Source organism: Clostridium beijerinckii, assembly GCF_008705175.1.
Taxonomy (GTDB): domain Bacteria; phylum Bacillota; class Clostridia; order Clostridiales; family Clostridiaceae; genus Clostridium; species Clostridium beijerinckii.
The window spans coordinates 1,273,895-1,297,986 of record NZ_CP043998.1; the positions used below are offsets into that span (position 1 = coordinate 1,273,895).

General features: G+C 28.3%; 26 protein-coding genes. 20 read left to right on the forward strand and 6 right to left on the reverse strand.

What is annotated here, in order from left to right; translation table 11 throughout:
- Positions 1-697 precede the first annotated feature (697 nt).
- The 5 genes from F3K33_RS05765 to F3K33_RS05785 all read left to right on the forward strand — a co-directional run bounded on the left by F3K33_RS05765 (position 698) and on the right by F3K33_RS05785 (position 5,001).
- A complete protein-coding gene (locus F3K33_RS05765) occupies positions 698-1,735 on the forward strand; it encodes an acyltransferase family protein (protein WP_039771257.1) in 1,038 nt (345 codons plus the stop codon).
- A gap of 239 nt (positions 1,736-1,974) precedes the next feature.
- Positions 1,975-2,847, forward strand: coding sequence for a UTP--glucose-1-phosphate uridylyltransferase GalU (gene galU, locus F3K33_RS05770; protein WP_039771255.1), 873 nt, complete (start codon positions 1,975-1,977; stop codon positions 2,845-2,847).
- A gap of 159 nt (positions 2,848-3,006) precedes the next feature.
- The gene (locus F3K33_RS05775; RefSeq protein ID WP_039771253.1) at positions 3,007-3,264 is read left to right on the forward strand and encodes a hypothetical protein; all 258 of its coding nucleotides are present in this window, start codon (positions 3,007-3,009) and stop codon (positions 3,262-3,264) included.
- 168 nt (positions 3,265-3,432) lie between these two features.
- Positions 3,433-3,972 carry a Uma2 family endonuclease gene (locus tag F3K33_RS05780; protein ID WP_039771251.1) on the forward strand — a complete coding sequence of 180 codons (540 nt, stop codon included), beginning with the start codon at positions 3,433-3,435 and terminating at the stop codon, positions 3,970-3,972.
- A gap of 180 nt (positions 3,973-4,152) precedes the next feature.
- On the forward strand, positions 4,153-5,001 hold the full coding sequence (locus F3K33_RS05785) for an Rpn family recombination-promoting nuclease/putative transposase (protein ID WP_039771249.1): 849 nt from the start codon (positions 4,153-4,155) through the stop codon (positions 4,999-5,001).
- Between the two features lie 210 nt (positions 5,002-5,211).
- Here the strand turns inward: F3K33_RS05785 and F3K33_RS05790 are convergent, their stop codons facing one another.
- The 5 genes from F3K33_RS05790 to F3K33_RS05810 form a co-directional block, all read right to left on the reverse strand.
- Positions 5,212-5,430: a DUF2922 domain-containing protein gene (locus F3K33_RS05790; RefSeq protein ID WP_017210821.1), complete on the reverse strand. Its 219-nt coding sequence runs from the start codon at positions 5,428-5,430 to the stop codon at positions 5,212-5,214.
- A 158-nt stretch (positions 5,431-5,588) separates the two neighbouring features.
- Complete coding sequence (locus F3K33_RS05795; RefSeq protein ID WP_039771247.1) at positions 5,589-5,813, reverse strand: DUF1659 domain-containing protein; 225 nt, start codon at positions 5,811-5,813, stop codon at positions 5,589-5,591.
- 95 nt (positions 5,814-5,908) lie between these two features.
- Complete coding sequence (locus F3K33_RS05800) at positions 5,909-6,106, reverse strand: YvrJ family protein (protein ID WP_023973389.1); 198 nt, start codon at positions 6,104-6,106, stop codon at positions 5,909-5,911.
- Positions 6,088-6,678, reverse strand: coding sequence for a helix-turn-helix domain-containing protein (locus F3K33_RS05805; protein ID WP_039771245.1), 591 nt, complete (start codon positions 6,676-6,678; stop codon positions 6,088-6,090). Before F3K33_RS05805 ends, F3K33_RS05800 begins: the two co-directional genes overlap by 19 nt.
- A 447-nt stretch (positions 6,679-7,125) precedes the next feature.
- Complete coding sequence (locus F3K33_RS05810; RefSeq protein ID WP_039771244.1) at positions 7,126-7,545, reverse strand: helix-turn-helix domain-containing protein; 420 nt, start codon at positions 7,543-7,545, stop codon at positions 7,126-7,128.
- 193 nt (positions 7,546-7,738) lie between these two features.
- On the opposite strand from F3K33_RS05810, the gene F3K33_RS05815 reads away from it, so the two are divergent.
- The 10 genes from F3K33_RS05815 to F3K33_RS05855 all read left to right on the forward strand — a co-directional run bounded on the left by F3K33_RS05815 (position 7,739) and on the right by F3K33_RS05855 (position 14,960).
- Positions 7,739-7,942 carry a helix-turn-helix domain-containing protein gene (locus tag F3K33_RS05815; RefSeq protein ID WP_039771242.1) on the forward strand — a complete coding sequence of 68 codons (204 nt, stop codon included), beginning with the start codon at positions 7,739-7,741 and terminating at the stop codon, positions 7,940-7,942.
- Between the two features lie 53 nt (positions 7,943-7,995).
- The gene (locus F3K33_RS05820) at positions 7,996-8,544 is read left to right on the forward strand and encodes a YqaJ viral recombinase family protein (RefSeq protein ID WP_051144820.1); all 549 of its coding nucleotides are present in this window, start codon (positions 7,996-7,998) and stop codon (positions 8,542-8,544) included.
- 374 nt (positions 8,545-8,918) lie between these two features.
- Positions 8,919-9,215, forward strand: coding sequence for a putative phage replisome organizer (locus F3K33_RS05825; protein ID WP_051144818.1), 297 nt, complete (start codon positions 8,919-8,921; stop codon positions 9,213-9,215).
- The gene (locus F3K33_RS05830; protein ID WP_051144816.1) at positions 9,212-9,961 is read left to right on the forward strand and encodes a DnaD domain protein; all 750 of its coding nucleotides are present in this window, start codon (positions 9,212-9,214) and stop codon (positions 9,959-9,961) included. The genes F3K33_RS05825 and F3K33_RS05830 overlap by 4 nt, the downstream gene beginning before the upstream one ends.
- Positions 9,962-10,180: 219 nt before the next feature.
- Entirely contained in the window at positions 10,181-11,107 is a 927-nt protein-coding gene (locus tag F3K33_RS05835; protein WP_039771240.1) for a GH25 family lysozyme, read from the forward strand.
- 234 nt (positions 11,108-11,341) lie between these two features.
- A complete protein-coding gene (locus F3K33_RS26275) occupies positions 11,342-11,512 on the forward strand; it encodes a hypothetical protein (protein WP_023973382.1) in 171 nt (56 codons plus the stop codon).
- Between the two features lie 257 nt (positions 11,513-11,769).
- On the forward strand, positions 11,770-12,528 hold the full coding sequence (locus F3K33_RS05840; protein WP_243141282.1) for an Rpn family recombination-promoting nuclease/putative transposase: 759 nt from the start codon (positions 11,770-11,772) through the stop codon (positions 12,526-12,528).
- Between the two features lie 122 nt (positions 12,529-12,650).
- Entirely contained in the window at positions 12,651-13,493 is an 843-nt protein-coding gene (locus F3K33_RS05845; protein WP_039771237.1) for an Ig-like domain-containing protein, read from the forward strand.
- The gene (locus tag F3K33_RS26695; RefSeq protein WP_023973379.1) at positions 13,490-13,690 is read left to right on the forward strand and encodes a hypothetical protein; all 201 of its coding nucleotides are present in this window, start codon (positions 13,490-13,492) and stop codon (positions 13,688-13,690) included. Before F3K33_RS05845 ends, F3K33_RS26695 begins: the two co-directional genes overlap by 4 nt.
- A 220-nt stretch (positions 13,691-13,910) precedes the next feature.
- Positions 13,911-14,960, forward strand: coding sequence for a galactose ABC transporter substrate-binding protein (locus F3K33_RS05855; RefSeq protein ID WP_039771235.1), 1,050 nt, complete (start codon positions 13,911-13,913; stop codon positions 14,958-14,960).
- 33 nt (positions 14,961-14,993) lie between these two features.
- Here F3K33_RS05855 and F3K33_RS26280 read toward each other — a convergent pair whose 3' ends face one another.
- Positions 14,994-15,566 (reverse strand): hypothetical protein, encoded by a 573-nt coding sequence (locus F3K33_RS26280; RefSeq protein ID WP_039771233.1) that lies wholly within the window; start codon positions 15,564-15,566, stop codon positions 14,994-14,996.
- Positions 15,567-16,040: 474 nt separating this feature from the next.
- On the opposite strand from F3K33_RS26280, the gene F3K33_RS05860 reads away from it, so the two are divergent.
- The 5 genes from F3K33_RS05860 to F3K33_RS05885 all read left to right on the forward strand — a co-directional run bounded on the left by F3K33_RS05860 (position 16,041) and on the right by F3K33_RS05885 (position 23,918).
- Positions 16,041-16,253 carry a nucleotidyltransferase domain-containing protein gene (locus tag F3K33_RS05860; RefSeq protein WP_069187761.1) on the forward strand — a complete coding sequence of 71 codons (213 nt, stop codon included), beginning with the start codon at positions 16,041-16,043 and terminating at the stop codon, positions 16,251-16,253.
- A gap of 189 nt (positions 16,254-16,442) precedes the next feature.
- A complete protein-coding gene (locus F3K33_RS05865) occupies positions 16,443-18,338 on the forward strand; it encodes a diguanylate cyclase (RefSeq protein WP_039771231.1) in 1,896 nt (631 codons plus the stop codon).
- 1,076 nt (positions 18,339-19,414) lie between these two features.
- Positions 19,415-21,013 (forward strand): MBOAT family O-acyltransferase, encoded by a 1,599-nt coding sequence (locus F3K33_RS05875; protein ID WP_039771229.1) that lies wholly within the window; start codon positions 19,415-19,417, stop codon positions 21,011-21,013.
- Positions 21,000-22,364 carry a hypothetical protein gene (locus F3K33_RS05880; protein WP_039771227.1) on the forward strand — a complete coding sequence of 455 codons (1,365 nt, stop codon included), beginning with the start codon at positions 21,000-21,002 and terminating at the stop codon, positions 22,362-22,364. Before F3K33_RS05875 ends, F3K33_RS05880 begins: the two co-directional genes overlap by 14 nt.
- 42 nt (positions 22,365-22,406) lie before the next feature.
- Complete coding sequence (locus F3K33_RS05885; RefSeq protein ID WP_039771224.1) at positions 22,407-23,918, forward strand: amino acid adenylation domain-containing protein; 1,512 nt, start codon at positions 22,407-22,409, stop codon at positions 23,916-23,918.
- The last annotated feature ends 174 nt before the right edge of the window (positions 23,919-24,092 follow it).

The following is a 24,092-nucleotide window of genomic DNA, read 5'->3' on the forward strand; positions in this document are numbered from 1 at the left end:
GTAATGTGTAAAATTTGAATTTTATTTGAATCATTTAAAAACTGTAAAATTTATGACAACAGCTTATTTTTATACAAAAATAATTATAGCGAAGAAACCCATAAATGAAGTTTTTTTAAATATTTAGTTACTAAATTATTATTTCAATAAATTTAAAATACTTAAACCAAAAACTTTGATTTGAGTATCAATATGGATATTAGTACTAGCAATTATTATTAGAAAAGAGAAACGCTTTTTACTGCATATTATTTAAAGAATGAATTTTGGAATTATTTAGAATGCGACTATTTATATGATCTGAATAAGTCTTGGTTTTATAAATTTCTTTTGATAATTAAGATAATAATAATCTAGATATAAAGTTATAATGAGCACCAATAGATAGAATTTTATTGTAAGCCAAGATGATATAAGTTGCTAGGAAATCATTGCTTCTGAGTTTATTAACAAGTGTGGTAATATTTGTTTCTTTTTGAAAAAGGATCAATAAAAAGGAATTAAAGATTTAGGGTTAAAAGGTATCAGGTCTATGAGTATTAGAATAATAAGTTTAAGAAATATAGATTAGAAACAGATAGTTCAAGTTCTACAATTTTTTTGAGCTAGTAATAAAAAATCAAAGTAATAAAAAGAGAGTAATCACAGGTTCTAATTAGCTTTTGTGAGAATTCTATGCTTTATAGGAGGGATTGTTTTGGCAAAAAGAATCGAATGGATAGACTATTTTAAAGGAATTGGTATACTGTTAGTAGTATATGGACATGTAATTGTTGGATTACAAGGATCAAATACAATTTCACAACACAATCCATATAATATATCTAACATTATAATATATGGATTTCATATGCCATTATTTTTTTTTGCATCTGGAATATTTGCGGATAAATGGGCAAAAAATACGTTTTTGTTAGCTGTTAAACAGAAACTTACTACAATTATTTATCCTTATTTTATATGGGTAATGATAACAGGAAGTTTTATGTCTATAGCGTCAAAATTCACAAATAACCATCAAAGTTGGAGTGAGTTGTTGAAATCGCCTGTTCATCCTTTTTCAATCTATTGGTATTTATACTGCTTGTTCTTTTTATTTATATTGTATTATTTTTCAAAAAGAGTAATGAGTTTAAATGTAATTATGATTTTTTCTATAATATATTATATATCATCACCTTTTTTGAATTTTTGGATATTATCTGATGTAGGAAAATATTTTGTGTTTTTTGTTTTAGGTATATATGTGTATAATAAAAAAGGTATAAATATTTTTGGTAAACTAAATAACAAAAATATATTAATACATACAATTGCTTCGGCTATTATTTTTGCTATCGTTAGCTTTATATATGTATATTCATATTTTTTGTTATCAGAGTACCCTGTCCATATTATTTACCTCATAATAAGCATATCGGGTATAGGATTTACGCTCTTTATATCTGTTCTTCTTTCAAGAGTTAAAAAACTAATTGTAATCAAATATTTTGGGAAAATATCTTTAGTTATTTATGTTTCTCATCTTATACCTCAGGCAGGGGCGAGGATAATTATTATGAAATTTGGAGGCATTAAAAATGCAAGCCTACATATTATTATTGGAACTGTGATTGGAATGGTGATACCAATAATAATTTATGAGGTTAGTAAGAAAAAAAATTTATATCCTGTATTATTTGGATATAAGTTGAAGGAAAAAGAGTACAGTGATTTAAACAATATGAGAATTTAGCAATTTCTGTCATGCTTCCCTCACAAAGGGCTCAGAACCTTGTGAAAAAATTACCGATTTATAGCAAGTCGCTCGCAAGCTCCCGACTAGCACCCCTGGGGGAAACATGATTTTCCAAGTACGAGTAGTGTTGCACTAAATGAATTGTTTAGTGCAATCTTTTTGTTGAATTAAATTGTGAAATTACTAAAGTAAAAATTGAATATTATATTTATATTAAAAAATATGGGAGAGCATTAATGAATAAAAAGATAAGAAAAGCAATAATTCCAGCAGCAGGTCTTGGAACGAGATTTTTACCTGCAACTAAGGCTCAACCAAAGGAGATGCTTCCTATAGTAGATAAGCCAACAATTCAATATATTATAGAGGAAGCGGTTGCCTCAGGTATTGATGAAATTCTAATTGTTACTGGTAGAAATAAAAAATGTATTGAAGATCATTTTGATAAATCTGTTGAGCTTGAAATGGAACTTGCAAAAAACCACAAGGATGAATTATTAGAATTAGTTAAAGATATTTCAGATATGGTTGATATTCATTATATAAGACAGAAAGAACCTAGAGGATTAGGACATGCTATTCATTGTGCTAAGAGTTTTGTAGGGAATGAACCTTTTGCAATTCTTCTTGGGGATGATATAGTATATAATGAAGGTAAACCTTGCTTAAAGCAGCTTATTGATTGCTATGATGAGTACAAAACAAGCATTTTAGGTGTTCAAAGTGTTGAACCTGAAGATGTATGTAAGTATGGTATAGTTGATGGAATAGTAATAGAAGATAGAGTTTGCAAAGTCAAGGGATTAGTAGAAAAGCCAAGTATAGAAGATGCACCATCTAATACTGCAATACTTGGTAGATATATAGTTACTCCTGCAATATTTGAAATTTTAGAAAATACAAAACCTGGTAAGGGAAATGAAATTCAACTTACAGATGCATTGCTAGAGCTTGCTAAAAGTGAAGCTATGTACGCTTATAACTTTGAAGGAAGAAGATACGATGTTGGAGATAAGCTTGGATTTTTAGAAGCAACAGTAGAATATGCCTTAAGGAAGCCTGAAATTAAGGATGAATTTATAGATTATTTAAAAAATATAGTAAAATAGCAAGTGAGTCACAAGTTCCTCACTAGCACCCCTGAGGCCTAAAACTTTTACAGGTACAAGCATTGCACTAAGTGATTATTTAGTGCGATTTTTTGTTTTAAGGAAATTGGTTATAGGGTATAATTACACTATAGATAAATTGAAAGGATGTTAAAGATAATGTTATTTGAGCGAGATATTACATTTTCCGATGTTGTACCTCAATTAGAAATAAATAAATTTTATTATGATGGAAATAAGAGAACATCAAGATTAGTATGTAACTATATATTGCTTTCTAATGGTCAAGGAGTATTAAATGTTAAAGCTAAAGATAGATTAGAATTTAATACTTTGATGTTAGAATTTTATAACGCTAGAAAAGCAGATAATATTGTGGAGTTTTTCTATAAAAAATGTTTGGAAAGATATATATAGCAACTTCACTCTCAAGCTACCTATTAGTACTTTTAAATCACATGTATTTAATGTATATCATGTATGGTTAATAAAAAATCATGTCTGCTTTTTGTTTCATTACAATGTGATTTAGGCTATAATAAAAATATATTAGTATATAATTTATTAAATAAGGGGCTGATATAAATGCATATAGAAGAAAATAGAATGTTTACTTTAGAAGAATATGAGAAGTTACAACATAAATATAAATATAATATAGAGTTCATAAATGGAGATGTTGTTCTTCATTCTAAAACCTCTGTTAAACATAATGAGATAGTAAATAATATTCAATTTAAGCTTATGAGCTACTTAACTAATAGTAAATGTAAAGTATATACTGAGCAAATAGAATTAAAATTTCATAATGATAAGGATATAATAAATATATTTCCAGATGTATTTGTAATGTGTGAAGATGGAAAAAAAGTTGGAGAAAGTTTCGTATCTCCACCAAAGATAATATTCGAAGTGGTTTCTCCTAATTATTCAGGACATGATTATATAACCAAACTTCAAATATATCAAAGGTATGGAGTTTTAGAATATGTAATAGTTGAGCAGACAGGTGAGATGATTCAGTATAATCTGGTAGATGGCGTATTTAAGCCTTCTATAAATGAGTATTACTCCAGTAATATTTTTGAAGGATTATTTATTAAAGCAGAAGAAATATTAAAATAGTTAGTTGAGTCATGTTTCACTCAAAAAAGAGTCAGAACCTTATGAAAAATTACCAATTACAAGTATTGCACTAAATTAAGGTTTAGTGCAATTTTTTGTTTTAAGGAAATTGGCTATGGGGTATAATATTACTATAATCAATATCAAGTGTGAATATATATGAGAGAGGAAGTGAAGCTTGTGTGTAAATTAAATCCAAAAGTTGATTTTGCATTTAAAAAGTTATTTGGAAGTGAAGAAAATAAAAGTATATTAATAGCATTTATAAATTCCATAATATCAGAGAAAAATAAAATAGAAGATATAGAGTTAAAGAATCCATATAATATTTCAAATTACCGAAAAGGTAAAATGACAATTCTTGATATAAAAGCAGTAGATGAAAAAGGAATATGGTATGATATAGAGATGCAAATAGCAGAACAAGGCTTTTATGATAAAAGAGCTTTTTATTATTGGTCAAAGGTGTATTCAGATCAGATAGAAAGTGGAGATGATTTTGAAATTTTAAGAAAGACTATAGGAATAAATATATTAGATTTTAATTACTTAAAAGAGGAAGATTTTCATAATGTATATAAGGTTTATAATGAAGAAACAAAAGAAGAATTTTCTGATTTATTTGAAATGCATTTTATAGAACTAAATAAATTTAAGAAGGATTATAAAGATGTAAAAACTGCGTTAGATAGATGGGTTAGCTTTTTAAATAGAGCTTATGAAATAGATAAATATAAAATACCAAAAGAATTAGAAGAAGACGAAAACATAAAAAAAGCTATAGAAAAGTTGGATATAATGTATTTAGACAAAGAAGAAAGGGAAATATATGAGAATGATTTAAAAGCACTACGTATTCATAATGCAGAAATTAGGAGTGCTGAAGAAAAAGGAATAAAAGAAGGAATAAAACAAGGACAGTATCAGGAAAAAATAAATATAGCTAAAAACTTATTAGATGTTTTAGACAATAAAACAATAGCGATTAAAACTGGATTAACTATAGAAGAAATACAAAAATTAAGGTGAGATATAGCAAGCATTCGCTAAAAGTACTCAGTAATGATACAATCCATCTCTCCATATTATTTTATCATATGGCAGAGTAGCTCTTTTTTCAGTAGAATTACTTTCATTTGAATTAGTAGTATTGCTTAATATCTAGTATTTTGAACTAATTTAGATTTTTTTATACTATTGAAAAAGGCCCGCTACCATGAGGTAACGAGCCTTTTAATTTTATGCTATATCAATTTTTGTAACAGTTTTCTGTGTTAATTTAGCGTCTGATTTTTTTACTAAAGCTCCAGAAGAGCTGAAGAAGACGTTCTTTTGAATGATTGTGTCCATTAGAGAATTTACCTCAGCAGGAGTAACATCAGGTTTAACTCCGCTGATGCTGAAGTTGCTTTTTAATCCATTTTCAGTTATAAAAGTCATTGCTAAAACATATTCCATAATTTAAATCCCCCTAAAATTTTATTTATAGTAGTTAAAGATTGATTATAAGATGAAAGATAAGAGAAAGTACCTTTTTGAATATTAAGTAAACTAAGAATTACTTAAAGTTTAATACATATCTTGAAAGGGAAGTTAAGTGTTTGATTGAGCTGTTTTTATTCTTGAGTAAGGCTTGAAGATTCATTTAACAAAGTGGATCTTGTACCAGTGGACATAACACTCTTAATTGCTTCTCCTACTGCATATGCATTTTCAGGAGCTACGTCAGTCCTCACATTTGCGAAACTTTTCTTGCTATAGATTGGGTCCCCCGCTTTATCCAACCCACTTTGAACCTCGATACTTAAAGATGTAGTTTTAATTTGTTTTGCTACTGCCATATTTTCTTACCTCCTAAATTTTGTTCTCATATTGTATATACACAAAAATTGATTTTTATAAAGGGTAATTTGAAAATTTTTTTGAAATTTATTTTTTATTTCAAATTTTGAACTTCGCTATCACATGAAGTATCAATGACAACGCCTAATTTAGTAGAAATTATAGTATTTAATTTGTTTATTGAAGATGAAAGAGTGGAGAGTTGTTTTTCAAGGCGAAATAGTAAATAAGCGCACACTGCTATAGGAAATCCAGCATTAGTAATAAGGCTCATCATATCGTTAATTCCCATAATTCATTACCTCCAACAATACAACTTTTTAATTTTTTTAAAGCTTTTTTCTTTCTTTTTAAAGCTGTCATATATGATACATTCTCATGATAAGCATAATTTGTAAGGGTATTTTTCATAAAAAAGACAAAGTTTATTAAATACCTCTCTGAATCGCTTAAATTATTTTTTATTGCAGATAATAGTTTAATGTTCTCATATTCAAGATTCATACTTTCATCTTCCATATCATTACTTAGAGAAGTATTACACTCAATATCATCACTTAAAGAGAAATATCCATCAATATCTTTTCGATTATCGTATCTTTTTAGTAGAACAAGTAGATTATTTTTTATGGAATTTGTGGCATAGGCAACAAAACGATGAGTATTTAAATCGTACTTAGCTATGCAGTAAAAAAGCATTAAGAAGCACTCATTTTTAATATCGCATTTTTCATAACCATGGATAAATGTTCTCATAGATAAGGAATTTATAAGTGGAGTAAATTCCTTAATTAAATTTTCTTTAGCTTTAAGGTCACCACCCTTAGCCTTTGAGGCTAAGTGTTCAATATAATCATAATTCACATATAATCCCTCCTAAAAATTACTTTTCATAAGAGATATACAGAAAAAAAGATTTTTATAAACACTTTGGGAACAAATTTTAAGAAAAAATTTAAAAAAATATATATTGCAAAAATAATTCTTCATGATAATTCTAAAAATATTACAAGAATTTTAACCGTAATTGTGAATTGCAACATATATAGGATATTAGGTATGTACAATATGGATATCAAATTTGAAAATTGGATATTCATATTTATAATTTCGATAAGTTATAACATAAATCTAGGTTATATTCTGTTTATCTATAATGTATGTTAAGTTGTGTATTTAAAATATATATTGCAAAAATAATTCTAATTATAAAAATATTTAAAGAATTTTAACTGCGATTGTGCATTGTGAATTGTGAATTGAGTAAAGAAGAAAGTTGAGAAAATAGAAGCTAGAAATTTATCTAGTCTTCTACCTATATAAATTTTTTGATTTTTTTGATATATAAATACGAATAAAATCCTCAAAGATTAGAAGATCTTTAAGAGTGATCTTATCGTTCTCCAATAATTTTGCTAGTGTTTTTACTTTATTGGCCTTTTTAGAATAACGTATTTTAGGTTTTGTCTTATTTAAATTAGCAGAAGAATCAACGCTAATTAAGTTTTCATATTGATCAAAACCAAGAAGAAAGTCTGTAGTGACATTATAGTATGAGGCTAAGCGTTTCAAGTGATCATATATTGGTGCTGCTTTACCAGTTTCCCATTTAGAAAGCATGCTTCCAGTAATATTAATATCAAATGTTTTATTTATCTCAGAAGCTAGCTGATCTAGAGTAATATTCTTTTTTAATCGCAAGTTCTTAAGGATTATACCTGTTATATTCATATTTCTCCTCCATAATGTAAAAGATTACTTTGGAGATAAGTATACAACTGTAAGCGACAAAAAGCAAGAAAATAATTTGAAAAAATTTCCAAAAAAATCATTGACACTTATAGCTGTAGTCGTATAATTAAATTAACGGTGGCAACTTAAACCAAATGCTGTTACGATAAAATTATATAAGGGGGAATATAGTATGTCAAAGTCACAAGCTCAATATAATAAATTTAAGGAATTCTTATTGGTGAATAACATCAAACAAAGTGAGTTAGCAGAACACATTGGCAGATCAAGCTCTTTTGTTAACAATGCGTTAAATGGAAGAGGTGCAAGATTTACTTCAGAAGATTTAAACGCAATAAGATGTTTATTTAATATTAGAATAAGTGAATATTTTTAATATATGCGTTTTGTAAACGATGACATGAAAGTATTTACGTTTAAGGGGGAAGTATGGCAGAAAGAGATTTAAAATTCATTTATGGGAATGAGATAGGGATAATATTAGGTATAAATGCAAAGAAAACAATAAAAGAATTATATGAAGAGAAGTTAGAAAAAGGTCAGAGTAGACATATAAATCTTAAGGAAGAATATGAAGAAATTTATTGGTTTAATACTTTAAAGGAGATTTTATGTAAAGAATTTACCATAAGAAGTGGTAAGAAGGTAAGAAAAGAATTAAAAACAATTATTGATGAAGAATATGAATTTATGTGTTGTAAAGTAGATAGAAGAATAGTTGGTGAAAATTCTATTTTACTTTGCAGCATATATAATGGAATTAACTTTGATGAAGAAATAAATAAAAATGTTTTTCTTGAATGTCAACATAATATGAGAGTTACAAAAGCCGATAAATGCTATTTTGCATGTTTAATCAACAGCAGAAAATTTGTATTTAAAGAGATACATAGAGATGAAAAGGTGATTTCAAAGATAGTTAATGAAGAGAAAGTATTTTTTTATGATCATATCTTAAAGGAAATTTCGCCTAGGTGACTAAAAATATAGATAAATAGCCGATATACTGGAGTTTAGTTATGGCTGTTTATCTATATTTATATAGTTTCAGAGATTACTTTATTTTTGTGAGAATTATAGAACTATTAAATCTGCGTATATTTACCAATTATGAGTACAGCTTATAATGTATATTGCAAAAATAATTCTTCGCGATAATTGTAAAAATACTACAAGAATTTTAGCCATAATTGCCAATTGTGAATTGTGAATTGTGCATTGCCAATCGTGCATTGTGCATTTCAACATATATGTACCATTTAAGTTAGGTTGAAAAGAACAAAATGAGTGAAAATAAATCTAAAAGGGAGTACTGAATATTTTAAGTAAAAATTAGGTAGGGGACGATATTTATGAAGGGGATAGAGTGGATTAAGCTAAATACAAATATGTGTGAAGATGAAACAATGAGATTAATTGACTCACTGCCATTAAGAGATTGTACAAATTATGTATGGATAAGACTGCTTTTACAGGCGGGAAAGGTTAATGATGGTGGATTAATATATCTAAAAAAAGACGTACCTTATACTAAAAAAATGCTGTCTATATTATTTAACAGGCCACTAGATATTATAGAAGAGGTTCTAGATATATTAGAATCTTTTAAGCTTATTAAAATTTATGAAAATGGCGTAATAAAAATATGAACTGGGAAAAACATCAAAATATTGAAGGAATGAAAAGAGTAAAAGAGGGTACTCGTGAAAGAGTTAAAAACTTTAGAGAAAGAAAGAAAAAAGAAAAGGAACTTGTAGAGAAAAAATTAAATACTGATGAAGCTTGTAATAATGCCATAAATGAAGGAAGTGATACTAATAAAATTAACAAAAATAAAAACTGTAACGCAAATGTAACGCTACAGAAGGAGAAGAGAGAAGAAGATAAAGAACATAAGAAAAAGAATATAGATAAAAAAGAGAATAAAGAAAAAGATAAGGTAAATGATGTTGCTTTAACAAAAGAAAATGATGAATCTTATGATAAAGCTCATATACAGACTAAAATTGTCTCTTCGTCTCATGATGAAATAAAATCACAGGCTCTTAAAATTATAAAAACCTTAGAAGAAGATAATAAAGTCATAAGAGGATTTACTTTAAGCTGGGTAATAAAAGAGTTAATGATTCATAAAGAAAAGTATATAGAAATGGCTGTTAGAGAAGCTATAGAAAGAAATAAGCTTGATATAAATTATATTAATGGTATCCTTAAAAACTGGCTTAAGGAAGGATATCCAAAAGACTATGAAGATATGGAGTTTAATGATTGCGATGCAGGCAATTCATCATTTGTTAAAGAAAAACCAAAACTTAGATTTATTAACTTTGAGCCTAGGCAGTATGATTATGATGATTTAGAGAAGAAACTTCTAGGATGGACAGAAGATAGCTAATCATATGAATTGGTTATTTTAGGGATTATGTCTTAATATATTGCAAAAATAATTCTTCATGGTAATTCTAAATATATCGCAAGAATTTTAGCTCTAATTGTAAATTGAGAATTGAAAGAGGTAAATTGAGCATTGCAAATTGCAAAATGTGAATTGTGAATTGCAAAATGTGAATTGTGCATTGTGAATTGAAAAAATGTATATAAGGGGGTATAGGTAATGAGGTATGTTAAAGGAATTGATATATCAAATAATAATGCAAGTATTGATTTTGATAAAGTCGCAGAAGATAACATAGAATGCGTCTATATGAAAGCTACTGAGGGGAAGACGTTTCAAGACAGCAGACTAGAGGAGTTTTATGATTTATGTAAAAGCCATGGGATAAATGTTGGAGCTTATCATTTTTTAGTTAGTACAAGCTCTCCACAGGCTCAGGCAGAAAACTTTTATAAAAAGATTAAAGACTGTGCATGGGACATGATTCCTATGCTTGATATTGAATCTGAATTTGATGAATTGTGTGATTATATAATAAGATTTATAAATGCATTTAAGGAATTAAGTCCTCTTCAATTAGGAATCTACTCTTATACAGGATTTTTATCAAATATAGAAGAGATAAAAAGTAAAATAAAAGAGTATCCTTTCTGGGAAGCAAATTATAATAATGATCCCTGGAACCTTCCTTCAAATTTCTTTACTAATAGAATAGGGCATCAATATACTGAAAATGGAGATATATCAGGGGTAAGCGGAAAATGCGATGTGAATTTATTTACACAAGGTGTTTTGCTTAAAAATAATATGTACTTAGGAACTTGGATAAATGAGAATGATAAATGGTGGTATAAGCATACTGATGGAACTTTTACTAAGGATGCTTGGGAATTCATAAACGGAAAATGGTATTTGTTTGATTCAGAAGGTTGGATGATTCATGATTGGAAAAAGTATGGAGATAGTTGGTATTACTTTGGAGATTACAATAATGGAGCTATGAAAACTGGCTGGTATTGTGATGAGAAATCTTCAAAATGGTACTATTTTAATGGGGAAGGTATAATGCAGACAGGACGTATAAAGATAGATGACAAATGGTATCATTTTGATAATAATGGAGCAATGGGGACTCCAGGAATATAAAATCAACGTTAGGTGGGAACTTAGATTTTAGCAAGTTCAAGTATTGTACTGAATGAAAATTTAGTGCAATACTTTTTTCCATTGTAGAAATTTGTTCCATTAAATAATAAAATATGTTAAACTGTGATAGTATTTAAGAATGAACCATAGAGATGGGCTATGGTGGTTGTACGTTTTCCCACCTTGGGCTATTAGTAAGTAATTTTACTATATAGTCTAAGGGGGTGGTGTTGGATGATTATTGGAATATTAATAATATCGATAGCATTAATATTAGTGATATTGATTAATAGAGCGTTAAGACATAATTCAAAAGATTGTGAATTTAATCTTGAAATTAATATAAAAGGTTTTAAAATTAAGTTTAAAACAAATGAAAAGAACGCCCCATCATCACAAGAGTAAGCGTTCATTTTCTAACAATTAATTAAAATCTAATAGCCCTAAAACATAAAACGTTCTAGGATTAGCTTAGTGTTACCAGCACTAAGCTTTTCTTATTTATATTATATCAAATTTTCAATAAAAATAAACATTTATTTTAAGTTATTTAAATAAGGTTATGGAATAATGAGTATAACAAAGGAGGCAAATCTTGTGAAAAATTTCTTGTTAAAAGGAGCTGCACTAAAAGATTACTTAATAAGAGACTTCTAGTTACTATGATTCAAAGTTTTGGTGAAAGTCCATGGGGAAAAGACATTACAGAGGATAATATGGAATTAGTAAATAAGTCATATATTCTTTCAGATTATGAGGAATTAGAATCAGATATAGTATATAAAGCAAACATAGAAGATAAAGAAGTAATATTTTATATATTACTAGAATTTCAATCATATGTTGATTATAGTATACCTATAAGATTATTTATGTATATGTCAGAAATATGGAGAGAAGTATTAAAGAATACTAAAAAGATAGATGTTAAAAGTAAGGGATTTAAACTGCCAGCAATAGTACCAATTGTATCATATAATGGCGGGTATAAATGGACTGTAGAGAGAAAATTTAAAAATGTTATAAATAAAAATGAATTATTTGGAAATAACATAATTGATTTTGAATATATACTTATAGACATAAATAAGTATGAAAAAGATGAATTGATGAAATTAAAAAATATAGCATCAGCAGTATTTTTATTAGATCAAAAAATAGATGTTGAAGAATTTATAAGCAGGATAAAAGAGATTGCAATAAACTTTAATAACTTGACAAAAGAACAAAAAATGATGATAAGGCATTGGTTAAGAACGACCTTGAATGACGATATAAAGAATAAATTAGGCGAAAGAATAGAGGATATTTTAATAGCAAAAAAAGAGGAGGTTGAAATAATGACTTCTAATATTTCAAGAACAATAAAGGAAACTTTTGAACAAACTAGAGAAGAAGCTTCTAGGCTGGGCATAAGATAGCTAATTAGGATTCCTAAATTCAGTATGCTTATGTGTGTTAATAACATAGTGAGATTGAAAATTTTGAGAATCTAAAAGAAAAATATGGTATAATTAAATAAAAATGGTTGGGAGAATGAGGTATGGAAAAGCTTAAATTAATAAAAGTAATATCAGGTTTAATGGTAGTAGCATCAGTATCAATATTAAATCCTATAGAAATATATGCTACAGAAACGGAAGGAAACTCAGTTCAATCAACGGATACTATAGTAAACAACGTTGGATCAGAATTAAAGGTTAATTCCGAAAAAGAATCAGATAAAAGTCTTAATAATAAAGATACAGTAAGCGTAACAGGAGTAATGTTAAATGAATCAAGCGCAGTTATTAATCAAGGAGATACTTTAAAGCTAAAGGAAACAGTATTGCCAAGCAATGCAGACAATAAAAAAGTAACATGGAAATCTAGTAATACAGATGTAGCAAGGGTAAGTTCAAATGGAGAGGTAAAAGGAATATCAGAAGGAACTACAACAATTACATGTACAGCAAATGACGGAAGTGGAAGATCAGATACATGTAAAGTAACAGTTTATTATTCTTATTACAACAAAATAGGATTGCTAAATAAAGATGGTAGTGCAATGGAACTTTATAGTGATGAGAATTATAACAGTAATAATATAGTTAGCGAAGCAAAAAATAAGAGAACTTATTATGCAAAAGCGTCATCAGATAATATAAGTGTTAATATAAAAAGATTAGATGAAAAGTATATTAAAGTATTTAGGGCTACTTCATATTCAGATATTGGTGAAGTTAGAAAAGCAAAGCTTGTCGATAATGATAATATTGTTTTAGATCCAGGAACAACAACTCTTATTATAAGAGTATATAATAACAAACCAGATTCAAGCATAAAATATGAAGATGATAATAATATCTTAAATGAATACGAAGTTAAAGTGGAGTTAGATAAGTGAATTTAATATTGGAATTAAATTTTTATTTTATTAGCTCAAGAATATCAATGGCTCATAATAGAATTGTTATGGGAATATCATCAGCACTATATAACTTTTTTAAAGGAAATAAATGTACACCATATTCTGAGCCAATAGAAGTTATATTTAAAAATGAAAGTGAAGTATATAAATTTTTACCAGATATATTTGAATAGGATTGGGTAACCTCACTCCTGTGGAAAATAAAAATTATCAAGTGTAAGTATCATGCTGAATGAAAATTTAGAGTTTAGATAGAGTGGTGTTTATTACCACTCTATTTTACTTACACTTAATATTAAATAATTGTAAAATACCCATAATAGCTTAGCATAAATATTTTCGCGATATACATAATAACATTGTGGAAAATTTCTACTGTTGGAGGAAGTAAAAATGTTTAAGAAAATGCTATCTATTATAATGTTTCTAATGATAATGTCATATATGTTATTTAGCTTTAAAGAAAAAGCCACATTTGCGAGTATTAATGCTGCTGAAAAAAGACCTATTAGAGTAGCTGTATTTTTAATAAATTTTAGTGATGATTATATTTCTTTAGTTCGCAAAGATTTAGAAGATATTCAAGAAGAAAATCCAGGAAAAGTAGAATTTACGTTTTATGATGCTAAATCAAATCAAGCAGTGCAAAATGAGCAGCTTGATAATGTACTTAAAGAAGGTGCTGATCTTATAATAATGCATCTAGTTAAGAACAGGGATGAATTAACGGTAAAAAGAGTTACTAATCAAATTGCTAAAGCTAATATTCCAGTGATATTTTTTAATAGGGAGCCGCTGCTAAGTGAGATTAAAAGATACAATAAATCTCTATATATAGGGTTAGATGCAAAAAGCGATGGAATTATGGAGGGCGAGATTCTTGCTAATGAATGGAACACAAATAGAGATTCCATTGATAAGAACCATGATGGAATAATGCAATATGTTCTTTTAGAAGGTGAAAGAAATAATTTGGTAGCAGCTGATAGAACAAAATATTCTCTTTTAGCACTTAGTGAAGCAGGAGTAGAAACTCAGGAGCTTGAAAGAGTATTTGCTTATTGGAGTAGAGAACTCGCAAAAGAGGCTATAGAGTCGCTATTTTTAAAAACTGGACCTAAGATTGAAGTCATAATTGCAAATGACGACTCTATGGCATTAGGTGCAATTGAAGCACTGCAATCCTATGGATATAATTTAGGAGATAAAGAAAAAAATATTGCAGTAGTTGGTGTTGAGGGATTGCCAGAATCACAGAAGTTAATTAACGAAGGATTAATGTTAGGGACTATTTTTCAAGATCCAAAGGCCATGGCAGAAGCACTTTATACTATAGGAATGAATATGGTTCAAGGGAGAGATCCCATTGAAGGTACTGATTATCAATTTGATGAAACAGGAGTTGCAATTCGCATACCTAATCAAATTATATATAAGAAATAATTTGATTAGGTATTAAAATAGAAGAAGATTAACTTAATTGTTTTGAGTTTTAAGGTATTCATAATAATAACGAATAGCTTCGTCAACGATGGTATTTAAATAAACATTATCATCAATATGAATGGCTTTAATTTTACTTAGGATTCTTACAGTAGAGCGTCTTAAAGTATAGCTTCTTACCATATCGAAGGCTTCGCCATCAACAGATGGTGTTCGTCCATTTGGATTAACTTTTAAAGTTCTGTGGTCCAAAATTTCATTTTTGACATCAGGATTATATGGAATATCATGAGAATTTAAATTAGGTGTAGTATTAGTGCTATCATTGTTACTGTAATTATTATTATTATTATTATTATTATTGCTATTATTGCTATTATTGTTGTTGTTGTTGTTGGTGGTGGTGGTGGGATCGTGAATGGTGGGTGGCGCAGGATGTTCAATAAGTTCTTCATCAGAATCAAAAGAAAATGATTTTAAAAGAGTCCCATCTAACTTAAGCTCTCCCTCTGAGAATGTAAATATATCATCAGACTCATTTTCATCAATGGAAAAATCATCCTTGATTTCGCCTTTTACCTTAGATTTTTTTACAGACATGTTCATTTATAATTCCTCCCTATGTATTAAAATATGAAGAAATAATATATTATATAAGCCTTGTCATATGCAGAACTAATTACCCCCTCATATAAGATATATGCAAATATTAAAATATATAAATACTTTAATATGAAAAAATTTAAATTTTTTTATATATTCATAGGTTTCTAGGTTCATATTTTAGAATAAAAATAGGTTTAAATGTTTCTAGGAAAATAGGTTTATGGGAATATATTTTTCTAGGTAAGTATGTTTATAGAAAAATATTTACCTAGGAAAATATTTAAATATGTAAATATTTATAGGAAACATGAGGGTTTGAGATAGATGAATGAAAATTTATATAAAATATATTATGGCAGAAGTTAATAGTGACAGCTATAAAAGAGTACTTAGTACATTTATTGTTTTAAGTAAATAATTTATAGGTTATAATATTATGTATGTTAAGTGTAACAAGCCAAAGGAGAGATAAGTTTGAATTTAGAACAGAAAATTGTTGATGATATATTGGATATATGCCATAAGCATAAAAGTATTAATAAAGTTATTCTCTTTGGATCTAGAGCAAGAGGGGATAATTTATTAAAAAGTGATATTGATCTTGCCGTGTATTGTGAAAATTCAAGATCTGAATTTATTGAGGACATAGAAATGAATACAAGTACTTATTTGATTAATATTTATTAAATTGAATATGTACTGCAAGAATTCTAGCAGTAATTGTGAACTATGCATTGAAAATTATGAACTGTGGCTTGTGAACTGTAAATTGTAAATTGAAACTATGAATTGTGCATTGAAAAACTGTGAATTGTAGATTGAAAACTGTGCATTGTGAATTGAAACATATATTATATCGAAAAGGGAGATTTAATAGTGAGTAAAAGCTTTACATTTAAACTGTATCTAATCTTTAGTATTATTGCCATATTAATGCCTACATTATTTATTATTTTAGTGCAGCAAAAAATAATTATATCCTTTGAAAAATGGGAAATTAGCAATTTTATTTATTTTATGTTTACTATTATTTTATTATTAGCCATTATTGTAAATAAAATTATAAGAGCATATATAAAATTAAAACAAATGAAAAGTAATTTAAATATTGGAGATAGGAAATATTCTAATGATGTTAAATTAATAGATGGAGAATCTCTATTCAATGAAATAGATAAAATAAATAGAAATATAAGAATATTAAAATTTGAAAATAGTATTTTATATGATACAGCATTTGCTATATATAATATGGCATCTATTCAAGAGTTATTAGATACTATATTAGCTCGTCTTGTAACTCACACAAATGCAGATTTTGGATTAATATTTTTGTTAGAAAAAGATGAACTTAAACTGAAATCACATTCTAATGTTTTATATGAAGAGTTAGAAAAGACAACTTTCAGAATAGGTGAAGGTCTTGTTGGATGGACATTTTATAAAGAACAGGGGTTACTCACAGATGATGTTCAAAAGGATTTTAGATATATACGGTGCATAAGTGATACAAGAGCTCAGATTACAATTCCTATAAAAATGCATGAAAAAATATTGGGTGTATTAGTTTTAGGAAGTAAAAAAGATTCGGATTTTGGAGAATCAGATTTTAAATTGATTAATACTATATCTGGAGAAATTGGACTTGCTATAAATAATGCCCAATTAACTGCTAAGCTTCAAAAAGAAAATCAAAATAACCAAAGACTGTTTGAACTAACTAAAAGAATAACCTCATCTATGGATTTGGAAGAGGTATCTAATATGGGTATTAAGATAGTAACTGAGCTTATAGAAGTTCAGTCATGTGCATTAGGAATATTTGATAAAGTAGATGAAAATAAAATTGATGTGATTTCATCTTATGGCAATGATAAAAAAGATTTAGAGTTTAATGGAACTGTTGAAGAAGCTTTTAAAAACAAACATATGGCTGAATTAAAAGCAGATAAAGGATACATATATTCCATCCCATTATTATCAAAAGAAAGTTGTATAGGTATTTTACATATAAACACAAAAAATAAATTAACAATAGAAGAAATTGAACTTATAAATGGAACCATAACACCTTTGACAAGTGCACTAGAAAATGCCTTTTTATACAAAAATGTAGAAAGATTGGCTACAAGAGATGGACTTACAGGAGTCTATAATCATCGTTATTTTCAAAATATGCTTGATGAATATATTAGAAAAGTTCAAAAGGATGAGAATGATCTATCTATGGCAATGATTGATATAGATAATTTTAAAAAATATAATGATACTCATGGACATCCAGTAGGGGATCTTCTTTTAAAAAAGGTTGTAGAAGTTATGAGAAGCATTTTACGTGATGAAGATGTCATATTTAGATATGGTGGAGATGAATTCACGATAATTTTGCCTTATACTAATAGTGAAGATGCAGGGGTTATTATGGAGCAAATAAAAAATATTATTAGTGATTATAAATTTGAAATTGGTGATAAAGAGGAAGAAGAAACAGCATTAGATGCAGAAACGATAAAAGAAAGCATGTTCAAATCGGAAAAATTATTTAATTCTAATATCTTTAAGAAGTGGATTTCTGAAAAAGTTGGACTAAGCAAATCTAAGTCTACATCTAACACTTTTAATATTACTATTAGTGTAGGAATTAGCTCTTTAGTTGATGTCAATTATGATAAGGAAATGTTAATAAAAAATGCAGATAAAGCATCATTAAAATCAAAACGAAATGGAAAGAATCAAGTAACCATATGGAAGCCAGAATTAAATATGGATTAAAAAATAATCCAAAATTAATATATAGTTTCACACTGAAATTTAAATCAGGATATTACATAAATAAAAATATTTTCAATATACATATGAAATAGCAATGCGTTGTACAGGCGGTTATACCACTTACCGTCGATACAACGTATTTTTTGTGGAATAATATGTGGACTATAGATACCCCAACTTATGCATATAACTCGCCGAAATCATAAATATTTTGATTCCGAAAAGCTATGAAAATATCGCTGAAGGTTCTAAGCAGCAGGTTGTAGCCACTTTAGCATGCTCCAACTTTCAGTTTGACAAGCTAAAATGGAACAACCTACAGCTAAGAACCTTTAACAGCTCATTTTCAAATGTTTTCTTCACAAATATATTTATGATTTCTAGTGAAGATATGAACTTAAAGTTTTAGTAAATTTGTAAATACATTTATCTAATAAGTTGAATTCTTAAATTGTTTATCTATATAGATAAGCCAATTATAAGTTGGATTTATACTATGAAATATATCCCAACTAGAAATGGGTAATATACTTTTGTGGAATGTTTCATTGGTAATTTTGATGGATGTGATTCTTTGGCTATAAGTTGTTCCAAATGTGCTAGTTCACAGCTTGTTCTGTGAGGCTAGCATTTTGGTGCAACTTTATAGCCTTAGAATCACCCATCAAAATTACCTGGAAACTGGAATAAAAGTATATTATTCATTTCGGCGAGTTATATGCATAAGTTCAGGTCTTAGTTGGGGTATCTATACAAAAGTATTAAAAAATTCTTATATTTATTAGTTTATGTATGGAACAAATGTTATAAAGTGCTATAATAAAAAATGTTTGGATATTAAATATTTTTTGCCATATATAAGCTTTAAATAGTATAATTCATTCTTTATAAAACTATATATTGAAAAAATGATTTTTCATCATAATTCTAAAAATATTGCAAGAATTTTATCCGTAATTGTGCATTGTGAACTGTGCATTGTGAATTGTGAATTGTAGTATATAGTTTAAGATGAATTTTTATGAATTAAACTTTTTGAAACATGTATATTAATTTCTTTATAAGGATGTGGAATAATGTCGTTTTTGCAATTTAATTTTTGTATTTTTTTTGTTATATTGATTTTGGCGTACTATATTTTGCCTAAGAAGTTTCAATGGATATGTTTACTTATTGGAAGTTATATTTTTTATATATCTGCTGGTGTAAAGACTGTTGGATATATAATTTTTACGACTTTGACAGTCTGGGTTGGAACAATTATTATAAGTAAAATTAGCGAAAATATGAAAATTGAATTAACTGAAAAAAAAGAAACACTGACACCTGAAAGTAAGAAACAAATAAAGGCTCTAGCAAAGAAGAAGCAGAGAATAATTTTCTGGTGTGTTTTATTAAGTAATTTCGGAATTTTAGCGTTTTTAAAATATTTTGATTTTTTATCAAAAAACATTGTAGGATTGTTCAACATTGTGACCCACCATGGGACAGTGCCAATGAAGTTGAATTTGTTACTACCATTAGGAATATCTTTTTATACTTTTCAGTCCATGGGGTACCTAATTGATGTATACAATGGAAAATATAAAGCAGAAAAAAACTTATTTAAATTTGCACTGTTTATTTCATTTTTTCCTCAAATTGTACAAGGCCCTATTAATAGATTTGATAAATTATCAGAACAATTATATAAAACTCACAGGTTTGATTGGCAGAAATTTAAATATGGTCTCCAATTGATTTTATGGGGGCTTTTTAAGAAGATGGTAATTGCAGATAGAGCAATCACATTAGTTAATGAAACATTTAAGAACTATGATAATTATGGTGGTGCAATCACAGTAGTAGGAGTTTTATTCTATTCATTACAGCAATATGCAGATTTTTCAGGCGGAATTGATGTTGCTATGGGGATCTCTGAATTGCTTGGAATAAATATGGCTGTGAATTTTAGAAGACCGTATTTTTCAACCTCACTATCAGAATTTTGGCGCAGATGGCATATTACCTTAGGTGCTTGGATGCGCGATTATATATTTTACCCTCTAGCTCTTTCAAAGAAAATGTCTAAGGTATCAAAACTAGCCAATAAACATCTTGGAAGGAAAGCAGGAAGGACTATTCCGGTTGTATTTTCTAACTTAGTGGTATTTTTAGTTGTTGGTATTTGGCATGGAGCTTATTGGCATTACGTAGCGTGGGGATTATATAATGGAATTGTTATTGCCTTTAGCACGATTCTAGAACCGTTTTATGAATGGTTAAAAAGAGTAACTAAAGTAAATACGGAATGCTTCTCATATCACTTGTTTAGGATATTAAGAACATTTTTTATTGTAAATTTAGGATGGTATTTTGATAGAGCAAGTAATCTTAACTCTTCACTTTATATGTTACATAATACCGTAGCAAATTTTAAAATTACGCAATTACTTGATGGTACAATTTATAAACTTGGACTTAAAGAACAGGATTTTAGAATTTTATTTTGGGCAACGGTTATTTTGTTTTCAGTAAGTGTATTGCAAGAAAGAGGCGTAAAGATACGTGAATTTTTATCTAAGCAAAATTTAGTTTTTAGGTGGGCAGTATTTTATGCATTAATTTTTGCTGTCATAAGCTTTGATGCTAGTTCTGGAAATCTCCTAGGAGGATTTATGTATGCGCAATTTTAAATATAAATGGTTTAGTGGAATCATATTTATAATGGTATTTATTATTTTAAGTTATGGCTTAGCATTTGCCCTTGTGCCAAAGGGAAATTATTCACGAATGACAATGCGTGAAATGTATTCTGAGAAAAAAGATTTTGATGTGGTATTTGCAGGTGCGTCACTATCTCAAAGAGATATTAATCCATATATTATGGATAAGGAATTGGGGGAAAATACTTTTAATTATGCATTTTCTCAGCAAATGTTTGTGGGTACTTACTATTCATTGAAAGAATTATTTTCTTACCATAAACCTAAACTAATTGTTTTAACGGTTGATCCAGATAATTTTACTAGCAAGGAAGAAAAGCCAATAGTATTTCTTTCAGTTTCTTTATATATGAAATCATTTTTAAATAAGCTTGAATATTATTTTTCATCGTCCCAAGATGGTTCTTATTTAGACAGGCTATTTCCGTGGCGTGGATATGATGTAAAATCACCTCTTGATGTAGTAAACAATATTTATGGAAAATTTGATTCTTTTTATACAGATTATCCAAAACCGGGACAAGTAGAAGCTATGGAAAACAATAAGAGTGGCTATGTAGGAAAAGGATTCAATAAGGTTGATCCTAGTGATCAAAAAGGAACTTTAAATTACGATAATCTAAAATTACCTCCGGCAAATAAAAATATAGGAGATATAAACTCAAAAGATACTGAATATTTAAAGAAGATATCTGAATTATGTAAGGAGAACAATTGTGAGTTAATTCTTTTAACAACACCATTTCCTACATTTCAAATCCTTAGAGTAAAAAATTACTTTGAATTTGATAATAAGGTGGCAGAGATAGCAAAGAACTTAAATATTCAATATTACAACTATAACTTAATTAAACCAGAAGTGTTTAAGTTAAAAAATAATTATTTTTCTGATACTGAACACTTGAATGCTATTGGCGCAGAGGCTTTCTCTAAATCTTTAGCAGCTTTCATAAAGAAGCGCCAAAATGGTGATGATATGAGCAAATATTTTTATAAACAAGATGAATATTATGCATCAATAGATTATGTTTCATCTGCTTGGTTTAATTGGAAAAAGAATGGTAGTATTATAACACTATCAGGGGATTCTCTTCATGGATCTAAAGTTACACCAGAATACCAATTTGTATTACTGGATTCAGAAACTGGGCAGGAGCATATTATACGAGATTATGATAAAAATCCAGATTTCGTTTTTGATTCAAAGTCCTATAAGAAGTTTAAAATACGAGTAAATGCCAGAGCAAAAGGATCTAATAATAATGAAGCAATTCGTCATTATGATGAAGATGTCTCAAAAGAAGAGTCATATAAAAGATAATGTAAAGTAAGCTATGAAAAAATAGATTATGGAGGAAATATTATGGAAAAAAGCATTTTATCTTATCTTGAAAAATCAGAAAAGAAATTTCCTAATAAAGTTGCTTTTTCTGATGGTAAATATGAATTAACTTATCATGAATTAGTTGAAGAATCTAAAAGTATTGGGAGTTTTTTGATAGAAAACATAGGTATGCATAAAGCTGTTGTTGTCTATATGGAAAAAGGCGCACGAAATATCTCAGCATTCATGGGTGCAGCATATGCAGGATGTTTTTATGTTCCACTGGATTCTCAAATGCCTGTAGAGCGCATTAACATAATATTGGATACATTGAAGCCAGCTGCTATAATTTACGACGATAAAACAGAAAAGTGTCTTTCGCTTATAGAAACAGATTGCATAAAGGTATTGTATGATGAAATTCATATGTTACCAAAAAATGAAGAAAAACTAGAGACTGCAAGAAGGCAAATGATTGATACTGATCCTTTGTACATTCTTTTTACAAGCGGGTCAACAGGGATTCCAAAAGGTGTTATTGTATGCCATAGATCTGTAATTGATTATGCAGACTGGGTAGTTAAAACTTTTGAGTTGGATGAGAATACTACTTTTGGAAATCAGACACCATTTTATTTCAGTATGTCTGTATTTGATATATTTGCAACTATTAGAAGTGGAGCGACATTATATATTATTCCTAAAATGTTATTTTCATTTCCAGTAAAGTTACTTGAATTTTTAAATGAAAAAGGAATTAACATGATTTATTGGGTTCCATCTGCATTAAGTATAGTGGCTAATTTAGGAGCTTTAGATGTCATTAAGTTGCCTGCTTTAAAGAAGATTCTATTTGCAGGAGAGACAATGCCTACTAAACAGCTTAATATATGGCGTAGACATGTTCCTGATGCAGTATATGCAAATTTGTTTGGACCAACTGAGATCACAGATATAGGAATATACTATATAGTTGACAGAGAGTTTAATGATGATGAACCTATCCCAATAGGGGTGCCATGTGATAATGTAGAGGCTTTGATTGTGGATGAAGATGGACAACTTGTTGAAGAATGTGGAAAAGTTGGAGAATTGTTAATTCGTGGATCATTCTTAGCTTGTGGATATTATAATAATCCAGAAAAAACAAGAGAAGCATTTATTCAAAACCCATTAAATAAGAGCTATCCTGAAACTGTTTATTGTACAGGAGATTTAGTTTACTGGAATGAGAATAGAGAATTAGTTTATGTTTCACGTAAAGACTTTCAAATAAAACATATGGGAAATAGAATAGAATTAGGTGAAATAGAAAATGCAATGAGTGCATTAGAAGGCGTGGATATGTGTTGCTGCCTATATAATAAAGAAAGTGATCAAATTGTTGCTGTATATTCAGGAAGCCTTGAGACTAAAAAACTATCACAGAATTTGAAGGAAAAGCTGCCTCGTTATATGCTGCCTAATGTCTGCAATAATAGAAGCAGTATGCCACTCAATATGAATGGAAAAATTGATCGTAAAAAGCTAATAGAAGAATATATAAAATAAATAAACAACATTAAATTTAGATTTATGTTGTAACTTACCGAAATTATAAATATTTTGATTCCGAAAAACTATGAAAATATCGCTGAAAGGTTCTAAGCAGCAGGTTGCATCCACTTTAGCATGCTCCAACTTTCAGTTTGACAAGCTAAAATGGAACAACCTACCGCTAAGAAC